At 46.8% G+C, this 19,912-nt stretch carries 10 protein-coding genes; 1 reads left to right on the top strand and 9 read right to left on the bottom strand.

Annotation, left to right across the window (positions count from 1 at the left end):
- The first annotated feature begins 346 nt into the window (after positions 1 to 346).
- Positions 347 to 5,806 carry an Ig-like domain-containing protein gene (locus PV783_RS08210; RefSeq protein WP_420987662.1) on the top strand — a complete coding sequence of 1,820 codons (5,460 nt, stop codon included), beginning with the start codon at positions 347 to 349 and terminating at the stop codon, positions 5,804 to 5,806.
- A gap of 55 nt (positions 5,807 to 5,861) precedes the next feature.
- Here the strand turns inward: PV783_RS08210 and PV783_RS08205 are convergent, their stop codons facing one another.
- From PV783_RS08205 to PV783_RS08165, 9 genes are all read right to left on the bottom strand, one after another.
- Complete coding sequence (locus PV783_RS08205; RefSeq protein WP_420987661.1) at positions 5,862 to 7,064, bottom strand: redoxin domain-containing protein; 1,203 nt, start codon at positions 7,062 to 7,064, stop codon at positions 5,862 to 5,864.
- A 43-nt stretch (positions 7,065 to 7,107) separates the two neighbouring features.
- Entirely contained in the window at positions 7,108 to 8,535 is a 1,428-nt protein-coding gene (locus PV783_RS08200; protein WP_336387344.1) for a PKD-like family lipoprotein, read from the bottom strand.
- A 20-nt stretch (positions 8,536 to 8,555) separates the two neighbouring features.
- Entirely contained in the window at positions 8,556 to 9,260 is a 705-nt protein-coding gene (locus PV783_RS08195) for a DUF4843 domain-containing protein (RefSeq protein WP_159454255.1), read from the bottom strand.
- A gap of 13 nt (positions 9,261 to 9,273) precedes the next feature.
- Entirely contained in the window at positions 9,274 to 10,689 is a 1,416-nt protein-coding gene (locus PV783_RS08190; protein ID WP_168771233.1) for a RagB/SusD family nutrient uptake outer membrane protein, read from the bottom strand.
- 10 nt (positions 10,690 to 10,699) lie between these two features.
- A complete protein-coding gene (locus tag PV783_RS08185) occupies positions 10,700 to 14,200 on the bottom strand; it encodes a SusC/RagA family TonB-linked outer membrane protein (protein WP_420987660.1) in 3,501 nt (1,166 codons plus the stop codon).
- Between the two features lie 140 nt (positions 14,201 to 14,340).
- Positions 14,341 to 15,510: a FecR family protein gene (locus tag PV783_RS08180; RefSeq protein WP_420987659.1), complete on the bottom strand. Its 1,170-nt coding sequence runs from the start codon at positions 15,508 to 15,510 to the stop codon at positions 14,341 to 14,343.
- An 85-nt stretch (positions 15,511 to 15,595) separates the two neighbouring features.
- Positions 15,596 to 16,198 (bottom strand): RNA polymerase sigma factor, encoded by a 603-nt coding sequence (locus PV783_RS08175; RefSeq protein ID WP_420987658.1) that lies wholly within the window; start codon positions 16,196 to 16,198, stop codon positions 15,596 to 15,598.
- Between the two features lie 64 nt (positions 16,199 to 16,262).
- A complete protein-coding gene (locus tag PV783_RS08170) occupies positions 16,263 to 18,065 on the bottom strand; it encodes a DUF5107 domain-containing protein (RefSeq protein ID WP_420987657.1) in 1,803 nt (600 codons plus the stop codon).
- Between the two features lie 25 nt (positions 18,066 to 18,090).
- Entirely contained in the window at positions 18,091 to 19,902 is a 1,812-nt protein-coding gene (locus PV783_RS08165) for a glycoside hydrolase domain-containing protein (protein WP_420987656.1), read from the bottom strand.
- Positions 19,903 to 19,912 lie beyond the last annotated feature (10 nt).

Here is a 19,912-nt window from a genome sequence, read left to right as displayed (position 1 = left end):
TAATACATGCACTAAAGCAGTACCTGGGACATAGTAATTCCATTGAGAACGCACGATTCTCTTCAAAACGGCCACAGTAGACCATTTATGAAAACCTGGTTCATTTAATTAAAAGAGTAGGCAAAGAAAATATCCGTAGTCAGCGCATAATGTCGCTTTAAACATTATCAACCAGATAATCTCTACCGTAGGCTTTAATGAGGTTCAGATAAACTTCACCTGGACGTCGGCGCACTGTTACCGGATTTTTTGCCAGGGATGAACAGCATGCTGTGCCACATCATATTCCGACCTAAGGACAAGTAACCACATAGGATATTCTAAACAATCCTTTAATAATTCCACTATGAACATGCGAAAGATTTTCTACACTTTACTGCTAACAATTTTTTACTTAACCGGCTCGCAGGCCATACGCGCGCAAACGTATACCTGGAACCAGGTCCGGATAGGCGGGTCCGGCTCGTTGCCCTCTTTTGTGGCGCACCCGATGGTACCTGATCTTTATTTCATCACCACCGATGTAGGCACTCCATACCGATGGAATAAAACCCTGCAGAAGTGGGAGCATTTAATGCTATTTAAAAAAATACCCGTCAACTACTGGAACTGGGAAGTTAACCAGCGTTGCGGCAGCATCGGGGTAGATCCCAGCGATGCCACCGGCAATATTCTTTATGCGACCGTGGAAAACGGCGCCGGTCCTTCGCCTGGCAAAGGTTCAAGCTCACTGGGTACTATCATGAAGAGTACCGACAGGGGTGACTCCTGGACCGACCTCAATGTTCCCATCGTTGTACATCCCAACAGTACGCAGAATTACGGGGATCGTATTCAGGTAGACCCTTCCAATGGTAACAATGTATGGGTGGTTACAGACCAGAATGGCGCCTGGAAAACGGAGAATGCCGGCGCCAGCTGGTCGCAGGTAAGCGCCGTCACAGCAACAGGTGTCTGCTCTTTTATTCTTTTCGATAAAAGTTCCGGTACGGTTTCCATAAACGGCCAGAATGTTAGCAAGCGCATTTACATCGGCAAGTCCACAGGTATACTCGTATCTGATGACGGTGGTGCTTCTTTCACACTGATGAGTAACAGCCCCCAGTTTTCTGCCCGGGCCACGATTCACGCAGATGGAACCCTGTACGTATCTGCCGGAACAGAGAATCAAAAAAAAGGCGTCTACAAGTATAAGAACGGCAGCTGGCAGGACGTCTCTCCTGTAACTTTAGATCCTGATCCTATTAACAGCGACAGGTACTTCTCCAAAGTAGCGGTGAACCCCGCTAATTCAAATGATATTGTTGTAAGCACCCGCGGCAGCTGGCAAAAAGATCCTTATTATATTTCAAGGCAGGGTGGCGCCCCCGGCTCCTATACACAGGGAAAAATTACCCGCGATAATTCTGAAGCGCCGCACTCAGCAAATGACGGGTTATATTACAATTCGCCAGGACATAATGCTGCTGCTTTTACCTGGGACCCTTTTTACCCGAACAGGATATGGATCAATGATATGCTGGACGTGCTCTGCACCGAAAATATCTTTGACCCCATTTCCAACTGGAAGATCCGCGTGGTGGGCCTGGAAGAAATCGTGATAACAGGTCCTATGTCAGCTCCTCCCAGTGGCAAGAACCTGTTGCTCACCGCTACTGCAGATGTAGGAGGCGCCCATCACCGTTCCCTTACGGAGCCGCTGAACCAGGGCGCCGTTTCCGGCACCGCGCTGCACTACGGCATCTACTCCGCGTTTAATATGCAGGGCGTTGCTTTCCAGTATACCGACCCTGATTTTATTGTTCGGGTAGGCTGCGACGGCCCGGCGGCTTCGGAAATCGATAAATCGCGCGCGGGTTACTCCACCGATGGTGGCGATACCTATACGCTTTTTCCAAAATCGCCTGGCTTGCGTGGGCGTGTAGCCGTATCCGCTAACCGCAGAAACATCCTCTGGCTTACCCAAATAGATGCGAATGCTCCAGGTAATGTTTACTGGTCAGAAGACCTGGGCACCACCTGGACAAAATCCACCGGTACTTCTTCGGGCATCTTACCCGCGGGCCCGCAGTTCAACCTGTATCCCGGGCAAAACCATCTCGTAGCGGATAAGGTGAACGGCGATTATTTCTATATATGGGACCGTGGTTCCTTTTATGTAAGCGCCAATGGCGGGAAATCATTCCAGAAAACAACCGCCACGGGTCTTACTGCAAACGCAGGCAGCAATCCCAATGGCTCTTCTTATGCCACGACCTCCAACATTGAAGCAACGCCGGGGAAAACAGGAGATGTATGGATCGCATTTTACGATGACGCCTATCCTCAATACGCCGCTCTTTATCATACCTCAGACACCGGTAAAACATTCAGTAAGGTGGGTGGCGAAAATTTCAAACCCAAGTGGATAGCTGCCGCCATGTCCGACACCACCGCCAATGCGCACCTGGCTTTGTACGCCACCGCCCAGGTCCTTCCCATCAATGGCATCACCTACGGCGCCTTCCGCTCAGATGATACCGGCCGTACCTGGACCACCATCCTGGACCGGGTCCCAGGCGTAGTGCAGAATATTACGGCAGACAATAAGGGAAGAATGTTTCTTGCCATCAGCGGGAATGGCATCTTTTTCGGCTCCCCGGTAGCCGGCCCTGTTCAGTCGGTAGAAATAGTCAACCCCGCATCAGACACTATTGTAAAAGGATTCTCTGTGAAGCTGAACGCAAAGCTCACCCCTACGTATCCCACCAATCCGGCTGTTACCTGGAGCTCCTCTGATACCGCCATCGCTAAAGTGGATCTGGTCGGGAAGGTGACCGGCATTAATGCAGGTACCGTTACTATTACCGTTACATCAGTCGATGGAGGAAAAACAGATACAAGACAGATTGTCGTTATTCCTCCCACTATATCCACCGGTATCACGATAGACAGTGTGGCGTATGGTACCATGAATACACCTAAGCAGATCACTGCTGCTATTACACCCGCTAATACCACCAATAAAACCCTGAACTGGTCCGTGGCGGATAGTACTATTGCAAAAGTGGATGCCAACGGCGTGGTTACCGGTTTAAAGCTGGGCACTACCACTCTCACCATTTCCACCGCAGACGGAGGCGCCACTAAAACCGTGCAGCTGGTCGTGAATACCATTGTAACAGCCATCAATGCAGGTACAACAGCCACCACGGGAAGTCCGGCAACGCCACTCCAGAATACGGCGGTCGGCCAGTATATACCCGAAGGGCCTACCGGAACCGATAAACTATGGCATGCAGGATATACCTGGAGCGTTCGTAACGCGGCAACGATGGACCTGAGCCAGGTAACAGCACCTGCTCCCAGCCAGGTATACGAGTATATGCGCATCGGTAAAATTAGTGCGAGCCAGCTGCGTTATTTCTTCCGCAACCTGATTCCAAATGCCAACTACTCGCTGCGCCTGCACTTTGTTGAGCCCAGCAATACCGACAAAGCCAACCGGGTGTTTAATGTGAAAACCAGCGGCGACAGCCTCATCAACTTCAACATTTACCAGGCTGCAGGCAATAAACTGAATACAGTGATCACGCGCACCCTGCAGGCAAAAGCTGACAACGCAGGTGTAATCACTGTGATGTTCATTCCTAAAACGGGCACCGGCGATCCTTACAGCGCATCTATAGCCGCCCTTGAGGTATCTATCATCCCACTCCAGGGAATCAGCATCAGTTCAGACAGCAGCAATCTTTATGTAAGCTATACGGATACGCTGAAACTGACCACTACACCGGCAAATGCCACCAACCGCAACCTGGTGTACAAATCTTCCAATGACGCCATCGCTACTGTAGACCTGAATGGTGTGGTAACAGGAAAAGCCGCCGGCACGGTTACGATCACCGCTACCTCTGCGGAAAGCAGTTTTACCGCTACCAAAACTTATACAGTGATCTACATCCCTGTTACCTCCTTAACGCTGGATAGCACTTCGGCTAATGTGTTTGCAGGATCAACCCTCCAGCTGAATGCCACCATCAACCCCGCCAAAGCCAGCAATAAAGGAGTAGTATGGACATCCTCAGATACAACCATCGCCAAAGTAAGCAGCAATGGCACTATCAGCGGTATCAAACAAGGCGACGTAATAGTAACTGCCACCTCGGTCGATAACCCGCTTATTGCTGCACAGGCCAATATTCATGTAGCCAATGTGCTGGCTACCGGTCTTACGTTGCAACCATCTACCGCCATTATCGGGGAGAAGGATACACTACGGGTAAAAGTTAACTTCCTGCCTGCTAATACCACCATTAAAAAAGTAAGCTGGAGTAGTTCCAATGTAACAGTAGCTACCGTCGACAGTACCGGCCTTATCACCGCTATTAAACAAGGCGCCGCTACCATTAACGTCAATACCCGGGACAGTTCAGGCGTTTCTGCTGCCTTGCCGGTAACAGTGGTGCCGTTTGATTCATGTGGAGGAATACCCAATTATGGTTTTGAAAGTGGCCTTATTAACTGGATAGCTTATAAAGACCGCGTTGCTACAGTAGGCGCTGCATACACCGTTAGCGGGAAAGGCCATTCCGGTGACAAAGCCACCACAATGGGTTTCACTACAGCAAACACCTCTTTGAACATACAAGATTCCATACCAGTGAGAGGCGGCAGCGTTATCGTATTTAGTCAATGGGTTAAAGTAGAAAAAGACGCCAGTGGTTATCCCTGGTGGTCAGGATATGGTATTGGGTTTGTAGATAGCCTGGGCGCTCCTACGGATACCGTTTATTCAAAACAGATAGACAATGTGGCCGCATACCGGGAGAACTGGGCCCAGATAAGAGATACCATCAATGTGCCCGACAGTGCAACAGGGCTTACTTACTGGGTATCCAAAGTTGGACCCGGCACAGTATGGGTGGATGACTATTGTATAGAAGTTTTAAAGACAAATAAATCGGCCGTTTATGGTATTAATGCGGGCACTACGCTTACGCCTCCCGGCCCGTATGCAAATACCACCTTTGCGCAATATGTTCCGGAAGGGCCCACCGGTACCGATAAGCTATGGCATGCAGGCTATACCTGGGTACAAAGAGTGACTTCCCCCGTAAATGTGTCATATGTAACCGACCCCGCTCCACCACAGGTATACGAGTATATACGCGTGTTCAAAAGCAATGTCTCCCAGATGCGTTATTACCTGCGTGGACTCACTCCTAACACCACCTATAATATCCGGATGCATTTCGTTGAAGCACAGGAGACGGAAAAAAACAAAAGGATATTCAGTGTAAAAGCCAGCAACGGCCTTGACAGTCTTACAGACTTTAATATCTACCAGGCCGCAGGCAACAGGTTGAATACCGCTGTTATACGGACCATCAGGGCAACAGCAAACAGCACGGGTCTGATAACGGTAATGTTTTATCCTAAAACAGGGTTGTATGATCCTTATAGCGGCTCAATAGCTGCCATCGAAGTGCGGACATTAACAGCTGCAGATTCCCTGGAAAGTATAACGGAAAATCAAAACAGCATCTCCGTGGTGGATAACAAATTAAACAACCATGGCAAACTGGATTTTACAACGGAAGTATATCCGAATCCTTCCGGTGGCGTGTTTAATGTAAAAATGACTTCTTCCTCGAAAGCACCGGCGCTGCTTATTATTGTTAATAACACCGGCAACATCATTTATTCTGCAAAGATAAATACCGGTGCCTATTACCAGGTTGGTCAAAACCTGCAACCAGGTATTTATTATATCAATATTAGTCAGGGCCCTCAAAGCAAGACGATGAAAGTAGTGAAACAATAACTTTGTTTTAAGAAAAAAGAGAACGTCCAAATGGACGTTCTCTTTTTTTAAGCTACTACCTGGAAGTGATGTCGTCTCTATGAAATATCTTTTCTAATTCTTTATGCAATTGTTCCCCGCGTAAGCCTTTAGCCACAATTTTCCCGTTTGGATCAATCAGAAAATTTTCGGGAATTGACTGGATCATATATTTGCTACCGGCTTCATTTTTCCAGCCCTTCAAATCGGAAACCTGTAACCAGGGTAACTTGTCTGCCTTCACCGCCTTCAACCATGCTGCCCGGTTTTCATCCAATGATACGGATAATATTTCAAGGCCTTTTTTATTAAAAGTGTTGTAGGCTTTGAGCACATTGGGATTTTCAGCACGGCAAGGGCCACACCAGGACGCCCAGAAATCCAACAGCACATATTTGCCGGCATAATCGGACAGTTTAACGATCTTGCCATCAACAGCAGGTTGACTAAAATCAATTGCCTGTATACCGGGTCCAATTTGTAACCGCTTTCTTTGATCAGCTATTGCACTGATAATATTTTTTGCCAGGAAAGATGATTGAAGTTGTTTATCGAACTTCTTCAATTCATTCTCCAGTTCCGTCAGCCCACTTTCTTCACGGGGTATGTAATCACTTAAAAGGTACAGATTAACAAAACTGGCAGGATGCGTACTTGTGTATTCTCTCATATAATCAGTATACTTTGCCATCGCTGCTGTTCCTTCCTTTTTGAGGGCGGCAAGTTTCGCGGTATCATTTTTTTTCATGGCTACTTCATACTGCCTCCTTATTTCAGTTCTTCCTGAAATGTTGTTCGCATTTTCAAATAACCCGGCATATTCATCCTGTACTGCAGATCCTTTTATTTGCGGATCCTTTACTGAATTTTCATCCGGGCTGTATTTGCCGGTAACAGAGATATTTGAATTTTCAAGAAACATCATCAGGACAACAGGGAAATTACGTTCTCCGGGCTTACAGAAAATATAGGCCATGGAAGGTTCATCAACATTTCCCGTGAATATAAAACGGCCATCAGTTAGTTTGGCGGAATCCGTTGTGTAGGCACCGTTACGCACTATTCCTGAAAGGTAAACATACCCTGCTGTAAAGTTCTTCCCTTTAGCATATCCGGCCTTACTCACCAGGCCTTCAATATTACCGGTTAAGGTATATTTTGCATTTTTTTCCTGCTGTCCGGACGCGGTCAGGGAAAATAATATAAAACCAAGGAAAAAAAATAGTCTATTGCTGTTCATACTTTTAGTTAATAATAGAAAATGAAAAAAATTATTGCCTATCTCAGTTAGCTGATCTGTAGCTGAGATTTATAATCTCACCAAACCCGGTGAATTTCTTAACATAGGTGTGATTGATAATATCTCCCAGATTATCCAGGTCGAAATAATATACTTCCCCCGCAGTTCCTGTGTTAGTAGCCACCACAATTCTTTTACTGGTGATGGACAACATTTTCAGGTCTTTTATTTTTACGCCATCGGGAAACGTGTATACCATTTTCGAAGAATTCGCCAGTATATCATAGAGATAAATTTTATTACCTGCAGCATAATAAAGATGCTTTACAACCCCGGAAGCAGCAAAAGCGGAGGCTTTCTCTATGTCCGGACTATTGCCGATCTGCTGGCTTAATTCCGGGGTTGCCCCTTTAAGCGAGTACAGGTAGCGGATACCGGCATCATCCTGCATAACAAAGTAGATTTCATCAGATGAAATTACAGACTGCGTTCCATAGTCCCAGCCAATCATCTTCTTTCCAACATCAGCCATATTGAAAACAGCGCCCGGACTCGCAGATACAGGACTCAACATTCTGTCGCCCAGCGGAACAGACATAAATCGCCTGTACTTATTATCATAAAATAAGGTGACAGCAGTGGCGGAGTTTATCACCACCGGGAAAAGGGTATAATCACCTGTTAATCTTTCAGAATAAGGCTTCAACACATCCTGGGGATAAAACAAAGGTCCGATGCCGGCATACAGTCCTCCGTCAGCGACAATATACTGATCGTAAGGTATTTTACTCATGGCATACGCGCATGAAGCAGAAAATTGCTTCGGCTCCGGAAAAATATCTGCTGTAGTACCATTCTGAATAAAATTGTCGGCATTGAACCTGTAAACACCCTGGTCTGTATAAAACATCACCAGCGCAAGATTTGCATAACTACTGGTAATACCGGCATTGACCCCCAGGGCCTTTCCAGGGTAAGTAGTCTTGTTCACATCTTCCGCCGGAGAAAAAAACACGGAATCGTTTGCCCGGATAAAAGACAACCGGGCCTTCCCATCCTGGTTTGCAGCCACCAGCCACCCCTCATAAAATGCTCCGTTTACAGTAAGCGGATACAACATAAAAGAAGATATACCCGTCTTCACACTTGTTACGGTATATATCAGGTCATATGAGCCTGGTGACAGGTTAACTGCCACTTTCAGGTCTTTCTTATCAGATAATATCACGGCATTTTCTCCTACCATATAGGCCTTCCACTCATAAGTATAACTATCCCCTGAAGGTATAGACTCTGTCAGTTGTGTTTGAATACTAAGTGTATCCAGTTGTGTTATCACAAATGATGAATCAGCTGTTTTGATGGAAACTGTATTTAGTTTATCATAAACAAACCGCTGATTATCCTTTTGACAGGAGGCCCAGGCCAGCGCCAATATTGCGAGGAATGCTCTGAATATATATTTACGCATGAATTTAATTTTGAGTTGAACTAAAAGGTGACCACGTTGCCGGATTCATCTATCAATGGCCCATTGACGGCTTCATATTCGGCAAGGGCATTTCGTAATTTAACCGGCAAATTGTAATAACCATCCACGCCGATTGCATCGGAAGAAAAATCAGAAAGACCGGTAACTTGCACCATAAACCTGAACTTACGCTCACTGAATGCTCCGAATGCACTCTCTACCTCGTCCCAATAAGAAGGTTTAATGATCTTGTTACTCACGTCAATGATAATTTTTTCGAGGCTGGTTGTTCCTCCGGTCTCACGCCCTGTGGCGCCTACCTGAAAATCTTTACCCGGGGCAACCTGGGCAACAAGCCGGAAAGTGGTGGTAGTCATCTCCGGTGAATTCAACAGCACCACAGGATACAGCACAGTTAAAGCGCCGGCCGGCAACGTAATTTCCGGTAGCTCGTAGTCTTTACCCTGCCTGGCTGTTGACCCCGCGCCTGCTGTTACGGAAATAACCCGGGGATAGTCGGCTGCCGCGCCTACCACACGCATTTTAAGAAAAACGGTATCCCTGTTTTTGGGAACCGGGGAATACGCAAAGGAATAACTGAGGCTGTCTGGTTCATACTCATCTACATAAAATGTAATCCCGTCGGGACCTTTATAGGTTGATATATTCTCCTTTTTACAGGCTGCCATCAGAAACAATATGTTGAGAAATAACAGGTACTTCATAAAACAGGATTTATCAGTTGTAGTTAGGATTAAATTCCAGTTCAGACTCAGGTATAGGAAGCACATACTTACTAAGCGGAATCTCAGCGGTCATAAACAGCATTTTGGTTATCTTTTTTCGTTTATAGTAAAAGAATAACTGCCCTTCCGCGTAAAACTCCTTCTGATACTCTTTAGTGATTTCTTTCTCCAGTATTTGCTGGGTAATGGTACCTGCCTGAAGCTCAGGCAGCGCCCTGTTTTTCCGCACTGTATTCAGATAACCGGCGCCTTCTTCCGGTGTTACAGCCGCTTCCGCCATGATATAGTACATTTCAGATAAACGGATGGCTGGTACATGCTGATCCAGTCTGTTTGAATCCAGTGTATTAAACTGATATGTCTGCCAGAATTTAGAAGGAAAGGGGACGCCTCCGTCCTGTTCAATACGGTAAAGAAATCTGAAATCAGTGGCGCCGCCTGCTGCAGTTTCATAAAGTGTGCTAAAGTTGCCGGCACTTCTTGTCAGCTTCTGGTTGGCGCTTCCGTTAAAGCGGAAATATTGCCGTTCCGCCCAGTTCTTTATATCACGCACACGGATACAAAATATTTCTTCATCAATATAAAGACGATCCCGGTAACCTGCGGCGGATGAAGCGGCATAAGGGGTTACAAACGGGAATTTACCGGAGTTCACTACCACAGCAGCTGCCTGGAAAGCGCCCTGTTTGTCTCCTGCGTAAATGCGGATCCTTGCCTCCAGGGCCTTTACAGCAAAATAATTCATCCTGATACGCCTGTTCTGTGAACCCGTTAAAACAGGATCAGCATCTTTCATCAGATCTGCCGCCTCGCTAAGATCTGCGAGCGCCAATGTCACTACCTCCGACGTAACAGAAGGTATTTTTGCGTATTGGTCAACGGTGGTTTTATAGGGGATAGCCTTCATCGCTGCGCCTGTGGTATACTCAGGACCAAACATTCGCAATACTTCAAAGTGAAGGAATGCCCTGAGCGCAAGCGCCTCTCCCCGTATAAGCGCATAGCTGGTGGCAGAGAGAACATCTTTTCTTTTTTCAGTGCTGGCAATGATCTTGTTTACACCGGCGATGGCAGCATATGCCGTATCCCAGATATTATTGGTATATCCAATTACTTCTGCAGATGCAAAGTTCAATGCCCGTGTTTGAACAAATGGCGCGCCGGCTCCGGACACTGCGTAGTTTTGCGCCAGTGCTGACACAAATCCCATTGACAGGTTATCGCCATATAATGCCCGGCTGGCCAGCTGGGAATATACACCGGTAAGCGCCTGTTGGAAACCAATTTCAGAAGCGAACAGCTGATCTTCCGAAATAACGGATTTAGGCTTTACATCCAGGAATTTTTTACAGCTGCTGAACACCAAAGATGCGACCAGGCATATTATTATAGTCAAACTCTTTTTCATATTCATAATTTTAAAAGCCGGCTCTGAGTGAAAGGGAATAAGTACGGGCAAATGGATTGCTGGTACCACGTTCTATCTGAATACTGCTTGCACGGAAAAAGTCATTGGTGATGGCTGTTACCTGTAAGCTCCGCATGCCAAGTTTTTTTATAAACGGACTCCTGTAAAAGTTATATCCGAAGGAGGCCGAACTAAGTGTCAGGTTGTTATCGTTTTGAACAAAACGGGAGGTCAGGCGGGTAGGTTGGGTGGAAACACCGATACGTGTATATGGGCTTACATCTCCCGGGCCGGACCAGCCGAGATCATATGCCCTCCGGTCTACGTTAAACGCGGGATTCACTGATTCAACACGGTCTATCAGTGTCTGATTATAGAGCTGGCCACCACATTGGTAATTGAAGATCAGGTTGACCTCAAAGCCCTTCAGCATAAAGTTGGTGCCAAAATTACCATTCCATTTAGGCTGGTTAATGCCCACCGGTACTTTATCTGCTGCGTCCCAGGTGAAAGTTCTTTTTCCGTCTTTTGTAAGATAGACTTCCGAACCGGTTGCCGGGTCTACACCTAGCGAACGAACCGCATAAATGGTGTTAATAGATTCTCCTTCTTCAAACTGTATATTGGGAGTGACCTGATCACTATTAGCCACATTGAGTTTATTATTGGAAGCCTTCAATTTATTGGATAACTCTTTCAGAATATTTTTATTGGTGAATCCATTTACGTTCACTGACCATAAGAGCCCCTTAGCAGGCTTCTCCAGGATTTTATAGCGTACAGAGAATTCGAGTCCTGTATTCTGTATCTGGCCTAAGTTCTCCGCAAAACTGCTGAAGCCTGTGGATGGAGCAAGGGTGATCTGTGTCAGCGAATTTTTGGTATTCTCACGATACAAGTCCAGCCGGAGATCCAGTTTCTCTCTTAATAATACCGCATCCATACCAACATTCGCCTTATACACATTCTGCCAGCTCAGGAACTCGTTGCCCAGCCCGATGAGGACCGCTCCCAGTTCTCCGAAATAGCTGGTATTTACACCAAAGTTATACCGGGATTGGGCGCTGTAAGCCGGAATATTGAGTGAACCCGTAGAACCGTAACTGGCTCTCAGTTTAAGCCTGTTCACCAGGCTGCTTTTATTGAAAAATGCTTCATTATGGATATTCCAGCCAATACCTGCCGACCAGAATGTTCCAAATTTCTTTTCAGTTCCATATTGTGATGATCCGTCCCGGCGGGCGGAAACATCGGCCAGGAAACGGTTGTCATAACTATAACTTCCACTGTATACCACACCCACTCTCCTGATGGTGCTCTCATCTCCTGTTGGTCGTCCGTTTGTCTCGTACTGCGCAGCAAACAACAGGTTATCCAGCTTGTCAAAAGGAAAGCCCTCCGTCACAACGGAGTAATAGTTGCTATTACTGCTGGAAACATTAAACCCAAGCATTGAAAACAACTGGTGAGGTCCCCGTGAGATATTGAGGTTAGCGGTTGTCAGGCTCTCATAGTTAAAACTATTTTCATTTCTTACGGTATAACTTCCCTTTCTGCTGAGGTCCGTTATCTCTGCAAAACGGGAATCCTGGGCGGAATAAAACTGGTCTCCCGAGGCATTCTGTTTATTAATACTCAGGCTTGTTTCCATATACAGGAATGGTACCGGCGTATAACGCATCTGGAAGTTATTGGAAATACCAAAGTACTGGTTGCTGTTCACAGAATGAAGACCCGCATCATACGCGGGATTCGCCTGCCTGTAGTAGGTGTTATTTATCCACAGATTCTCCAGCATTTGCTTTGGTTTTCCTTTCTCATCGTAAGGGGCCCAATACGGATTCATTGTTACATATTCACTGAAGTCGCCGTAAGGAGATTCATTTGACTTATTCTGGAAGATGCGGACAGAGTTTTTAAACTGTAGTTTATTGACTACGTAGTTAAGATCAAACTGCCCGGAATAATTTTTCCGGTCCTGTCCTTTCATTACGCCTGATTGCAAGTCGGCAGAAAACTGTAACCCATACCGGATCGATTGGTCGCCGCCCTGCAGGTATAATGAACTACGGTTACTAATGCCATCCTGAACCGGAATCCTGAGCCAGTCGGTATTCACCCCGCTTTTCATGGCTTTATATCTTTCATTACGCAACACGTTGAGTTTGTGCTGTGCCTGCGAACTTGTAGAAGTATATACCCCCGCCCGTTGTTCGAAATCAAGTTTTTCTTCAGCATCTAAAAGATGATATACAGACAGGTCTGGCGAGGTAAACCTGAAATCATTGTTGAATGTTACCTGGATCCTGCCAGGTTTTGGTGTAACGGTAGTAACCACCATTACCCCGTTTGCTCCGCGGGAACCATAGATGGCAGTGGCAGACGCATCTTTCAGCAAAGTGATACTGTTGATCAGGTTCATGTCCAGGTCCACGATACGCTGGAGCGTTACTTCAAATCCATCAAGGATAAATAACGGTGCATTAGGATTGGCAGACAGCTCACCGGTGAGATTGGGAAATGAATTTTGCCCGCGCATCTGGATTTCAGGAAGCTGGTTAATATTGCCGCCGGCAACATTGTTGGGTACAATCCTGAGAGAAGGATCAAGTGCCGACACCGCTGCAAATACATTATTGGCGCTCACCTTTTTCAATTCAGCACCGGAAATTGTTTTCGATGCCCCGGTAAAATTATTGCCCGAGCGCTGGAAAAGCCCGGTTACCACTACTCCTTCAATGCCTTTGATCAGCCTGGCCAGGCGCACATTTACCATACCGGAAGACAGCATACGGAAATTGCTTTGGGCATTGCCTTCGGTTTGGTCCGGTTGCCCGCTGCCTGTTATAAGGCGTATCGGATCGGTGGCAATAGTGTTATTATCCAGCAGGCGAAGCCCCATTGGCATATAACCGATAGATGAAATAACAATGCTGGCATTATCCGGTAAACCATTCAGCTGGAAACGACCTTGTCCGTCGGTGGAAGTAGCAATCGTTGTTTTCACTACCATCACTGTCGCCCCCGGAAGCGGGTTCCCGTCAAGATCTGTTACCTGTCCGGAAAGTGAAGCTGCGGGGGCGCTCACCTCCTTCTTTTCCGGTAATGGCGCCTGAGCTTTCATCTGTAATGCAATCGTATTATCATCCAGCTCATAGGTGAAAGGAGTTTCTTTAAGCAACTCGTCCAGGAATTGCTTAAGAGGCATATTCTTCGCCGCAATGGTGATACTACGGGATTCCATCAGCCGCTGAATTTCGCGGCTTTTAAAAAAAGTGTAATAGCCCGTCTGTTGTTCCAGTGCATTTAAAGCCTTTATCAACGGTGCTTTTTTTGCGGAAAAAGTAACCGATTGGGCAAGCCCGGATGCAGATACCTGTAGAAGAGCTCCTGTTAAAAGGAGGATGGTTAATTTCATTACCAGCAACGTTTGGTTGATAATCTTTTTTTTCCGGACCGCCGCCATATGGCACGCGCCGGAAATGCTTAGCTGATAAGCAGTTTTTTGCATAATTTGCAGGTGTTTGGTTGATAAATTGAGCCGCACGCTCTTTAATGACTAAACCTTATACCGGAAGTGGCTCCAATCACTTCCGGTTTTTTCTTTTGGTTGGCACTTGTTTTTTCTTACATATACTTCTTCCTGAAGTGTTATTTTCTTTCTGTTATTATTAGTTTACGGCCTTCTGCCAGGCGGAAATCAAGTCCCGTACCATCCATTAGCCTGACCAGTGTTTTCAGGCTGACCTTCCGGCTTATTTTGCCGCCAAATGGGATCTGCGAAATATGCTGATCATAAGTTACCTCTATATCATACCAGCGCTCCAGCTGTGCAGCCAATTCCTCTATGGTAGTATTATTGAAATCAAAGGCGCCGTTTTTCCAGGCAATAGCCTTATTGATATCTGCATTATCAAAAACAGTAATATCGCCGGCTATACTGGCTTCCTGCCCGGGTACCAGGACAGCAGCTGCCTTCCCGCTGCGGATATTTACCTTACCTGTTATAAGCGTGGCTTTCGCCCGTGGCTGACCGGCATATGCGTTTATATTAAAAGAAGTACCCAGCACCAACACTTCGGTTTTATTATTAACCAATACCTTAAAAGGTTGGGATGCATTCTCCGCCACTTCAAAATAAGCCTCTCCTGTTAACTGCACCTGGCGCTCCTTTCCCGAAAATTGAACGGGAAAACGAAGTGAGGACTCCGCGTTAATCCAAACCTTTGAACCATCCGGTAAAACAATGGAGAACTGTCTTCCTCTTGGCGTAAGCACCGTATTCAGCGCTTCTGCACCTGCTTCATCAAGTGCACCATGTTCATAGGCCAGCGCCCCGTTATTCAATACGATGTCAACTCCTGCCTGGGAGGCCACTGTTCCGTTACCCGCAGTATCCAGCACTATTTTACTGCCGTTTGCCAGCATAAGCACCGCACCAGGCCGTCCCGCTGCAACGTCCTGTACAGCTACCTGGTTATCCCGGACCTGCCCCGTTTTCAACCGGTTAACGGTATACCAGCCAATAGTCAGTATAACAAGTACGGCGGCGGCAGCAGCCAGCCATCTCCGCTTTTCAGGCATGATTCTTCTTACAGGCGCTTCTGCTTCAATTTGCCGGAGTATTTCCCCGAACACAACCTGTTGCCGGGTTTTATCCCACTGCTGCTCCCCTGATTCAAGCGAAGCCTGCACAGAGGCTTTCACGGTTTCATCGTAAACACCCGTATTTACAGCTGCTGTAAGTTCAGACAACTCGCCGGCGGAAATTTCATTCTTCCGGTATTTATCCAGTAAGGATTGGAAATAAATCTCATCCATAAACAGCTTTTAAAGCGGTACAATATAAAGACGACAGCCACACAAAAAGTGGGTAGTTGAATTTGAAAAAATTTTGGGTTGACGATTATTGCATCAGCAACACCAACAAAATCATTATTATTTCGGGGTCTTCTATATGGGCCATTACATAGTGACGAACCGCACGGGTGGCCAGTTTCAGGTGGGTGCGAACGGTCTGGATACTAATCCCCATTTGTTCTGCGATATCGGCATGGGGCATGCCCGATTCTTTTGCCAGTTGGAATATAATACGTTGCTGCGGGGTAAGGGTTTCAACCGCTTGCTTCAAAATCCCCGAATATTCTTTGGCTGCTAAAATCTTAATAGGCGAATCAGGGCCGTCGTGAAGCAATTCGCCCAACTGCAGCTGGTGATGCAGCTGACGCGCACGCGCTTTAAAGGTGTCAAAAATAATATTCCGCGCAAGTATATACAGATAATGTTCCGGTTTTTCAAGTGTTCCCGGTTTGGTACGGTTCTCCCACATACGCATAAAAACAAGCTGCACAATATCTTCACATAACGACTGATCCCCTTTGGTAAACACCATAGCGGTATTATATACTGCAGCGCTATATTTATCATAGAAAATGGAGAATTGCCTTACATCTTCTTCCGGGATTTTCCTATCACTGGCTATATTGATATGATCATGCTGATTGCCCAACCTTTCGCGTTTGGCCAAATTTAGAAAAAAACCATGAATAGTGCTAATGATGAACAACCTGGCACTATTCATATTCCCTATAAGCGCCGAATCTTGCCAGTTGGTCCTCTCCCAGCTGCGCTGGTACCGGAAATGCAGGAATCCCCTGCTGTTCACATATCTGCATCCATAAACCGGTGCGGGTATAGGTTTGATGTACTTTCTGAAAATGTGTGGAGAGCAGTAAGTTTTTCGCCTGCTGCACCTGTTTTTTGTCGATCAGCAGTTGCACCCTTCTTTCAATAACCCATTCATCGGCCAATGCATCAACTGCCGATAACCAGTGCTCCCGCTCAGCTATCGTTTGTGGTCCCATAGCGCGCAGCAGCTTATCTCTTTCCACCACTACCTGCGGATGCAACTGTACCCATTTTTCACTGATCGCTTCCATTGCTTTCCAGGCGCCTATAAGATTCCCATCTAATTTCAATAGCCTCGCCAGCAGCACTTTTGCAAGCCCCATCCTGTTCGCAGCAAGCATTTGTATCGCCTCTTTGCTTCTTCCCCTGCCCGCCTCCCAGGCAGCATAATAAAATTCCCACATCTCCTTGTTTTCTCCATTTGTTTTACTGATGGCGTATTTAAACGGAGTGTCCATATTTTCCATACCTGAAGGCGCCCATGTATATTGGTCGGCAGGCGGAGGCAAAGGCAATGCTGTTTTAGCAGCACAGGCTTTCGCCAGCTCATTCCAAACCTGCACGTCCGTGTTCCTCGCCCAGTCAAATAAAGGGATGTCTGTTACCGGCCTTAGCTTAATAGCCGGCGTTTGCAGGGAATGGATATCCAGTTCCCGGTCTGCAGGTATCCAGTATTCCACATGCCAGCGCATTTCTTTCGGCTGCAATTCCAGCTTGATGGATTGATCTGCTATGGGGCCACCCTGCAATTCAATATATGGTGCGCGCCGTGCGGTGCTCAACATTGCCCATGTGCTGTCGGCTCCATAACCATAGCTCCACAGCTTAATGCCCGGCGCAACCGCATTATCGGCAATATGATATAACCCGGTGCCAAGTGAAGGAGTATAGGCGCCGAAGGCATTCGCATTTTTTGTTTTCCAGAAATAGCCGGTCATTTCCCGGATATCGGCTTCCACCCGCGGTCCCTGGCTGGCCCAGTCAATGGTATCAATATGCGAAGCATGCAACAATACCCGGCCTTCAGGGAAATTATATTTCGTATCGGCAGCGGAAGGCAGCGCTGCATTGGACCAGCTCATCCAGGGATAGGCGTTGGCGCCGGGGTTATAAAATTTAACCCGCTCGGTTAAAAAATTATCCGCAGGGCCCAGGGAATATTCAACAGACCACTGCATGCCAAAACGCAATTCTCTTTCGCCACAGGTAACATAGGTTCTGCCCGGCGTACTGTCAATCCTGTAAAGCACGGATTCATTCTGTGAAGGCGAATGTGAAATCGGGAAACTCACTTCAATGCCACCGGCCACAAAATAAAACCGGGGCAGGATCCTCGTTTGCCGGATTACGTCCGGCACATACAACACTTCTTTTCCTGATTGCTTATGAACCATAGAAACTACTTTACCTCCCAGATCCGGACATACCGTTACTTTCAGCAGGTCATTTTCCAACGTCACAAAGCGATATTTCTTCAACACCGGTCTGTTGGATGTTTCTGCATAACTGGTGTACGGATATACCCCGTTTGGATCAAACACCGGGGGAACCGGGCCGGCAGGCGTAAGCACATGGGTAAGCAGGTAGTCGCTGTGTTCCGAACAGGCCACTTTACCAGTGGCAGGCTGACCTATACATTTGCCAACAATATTACCTGCAAGCAGCAATAACAATATCCTGATATTCATTATTCCGTTTTTTTCAGATAACATTTTACCTGCCCAGCTTATCGCTTAATGCATCTACCAGGCTTCTTCCTTTATTAATATCTTCGATGATCTTATCTTCATTAAAATCCTTCTCCGCAGCAAAGCGTTGCAGATGTTGCTCAAATGTTTGCCACAGGGCTTTTACCGCTTTATCTTTTGATGCCAGCGCCTGTGTTTTTAAAATGCGGATCTTCTCAAAATCGGCGATGCCTTCCCTTAATTTTTCGAAACGTACAGAGCTGTTACCTCCCGGGTACACGAGGAAACAATCGCCTGCAGGCCAAGAACCGAAACGTGCATCCCTTACCGGATCTTCCGCCCATGCGTCGTATGCCCATCGTAAAAAACCGTCGTATCCAACAGCGGCAGAATACCAGCTGATCCATCGTCCTTCTGAAGGAGGCGAGAAAACAAAATTATTTGGCTTGGCAGGATTGCAGCAAACATAAAAGGTAGAGGAGGCGCCTCTTGCTGCGCGTTGCCTTAATTCAGCAGCAGCAGGTTCATTGCCATACAGGAAAGAATAATCATCCAGCAGCGTATCCAGCTCCTTGTGCCAGTTTCCCGCATAGGTGATACGCCATTTCGCCGGATGTTCTTTAATCACCTTAATGGCGGCCAATGTCTGCTTCATTTCATTCTCGTTGATGCCCAGGTATGTTTTATCAAACCATCCTTTTTGTTGCAGATGCATTTGCAGATCGTTGAGAAAAATATGCCAGTGCGCTTTATATGCTGCCGATTCCGGCGCCCAGTAAGCATACTGGTAATTACCGGTGGCCTCGTCAATATAACGGAACCGGTTGGCCCACGGGATAGCGGTATACAGGGTGATTGCTTTATCAATACCCAACGCCATGCACATCTCTATGTATTCATCAAAAATATGATAATCAAATTTCCAGCTGCCATTCTTTTGTTTTATCCATTCGATCATTCCTCCTTCTATCATGTACGAATTATCGGACCACGGGGAATGTACAGCATAGGTAGTAATATATTTACCGCCTGCATCGGCATATAATTGCAGATGTTTTTTCAACAGTGCTTTATGTTCTGCGGACCACGGCTGCAGTTGATTATGCCAGGCAACAACCCAGGGGTTCTGCCACAAATCAAGCCGGTACGACCATTCACGCGGCGGAGGCAGTAGCTGCGGCTGCACCCGGATGCTGACCTGTAATACCGTGCTGTATTTATCCGTGTTTACCTGTATGGTGCCTGAATAAGTGCCCGGTGGGGTATTGGCCGGGATATTGAGCGACAGCCATACCGGTCTTACCGTTCCGCCGGGAACATCAAAACGCTCAAATGGTTCAAACCGGTCCGGCATCAGGTAACCGCTCTTATACGGCGTTTCACCACACACAGCATCTTTGGCGCCGTATGGATAGTTAGAAAGTACGTAGCGCTCCATGTTCAAACTGGTATGTTCCCGGCTGATTACATTGCCGCCGGCGCCGGTAAGATCGCTTAATGTAAAGCGAACCTGGTTCAGCGTGTCCGGCGACCATACCAGCAATTGTGCATTCAGTCTTTCTCCCTTCCAGCCGGTGGCATCCCAGGTGGTGACCGCCTTTTGCACCGGCACTTCTGCTCTGAAATACAGTTTATCGGTAGTGCTGAAAGATACATGCAGGCCGTGGCCCTGCGCAGCCCATGCCCGCTCATCGGTTGTTTTATCGAAGGTGTATTCCGGTTGATAGTGACTGCTTAATGCCGGTAAATGGTTGCGGTCAACTTCTCCTTTGTACTGTGAAAAAGCTGAAAATGAAAAACAACCGGCCAGACCAAAGATTAACGAAATTCTTTTCATGTGTTCATTT

It is taken from the genome of Chitinophaga sp. CC14 (assembly GCF_048957795.1).
GTDB lineage: Bacteria > Bacteroidota > Bacteroidia > Chitinophagales > Chitinophagaceae > Chitinophaga > Chitinophaga ginsengisegetis.
This window is presented reverse-complemented; position numbering and strand designations above follow the sequence as displayed.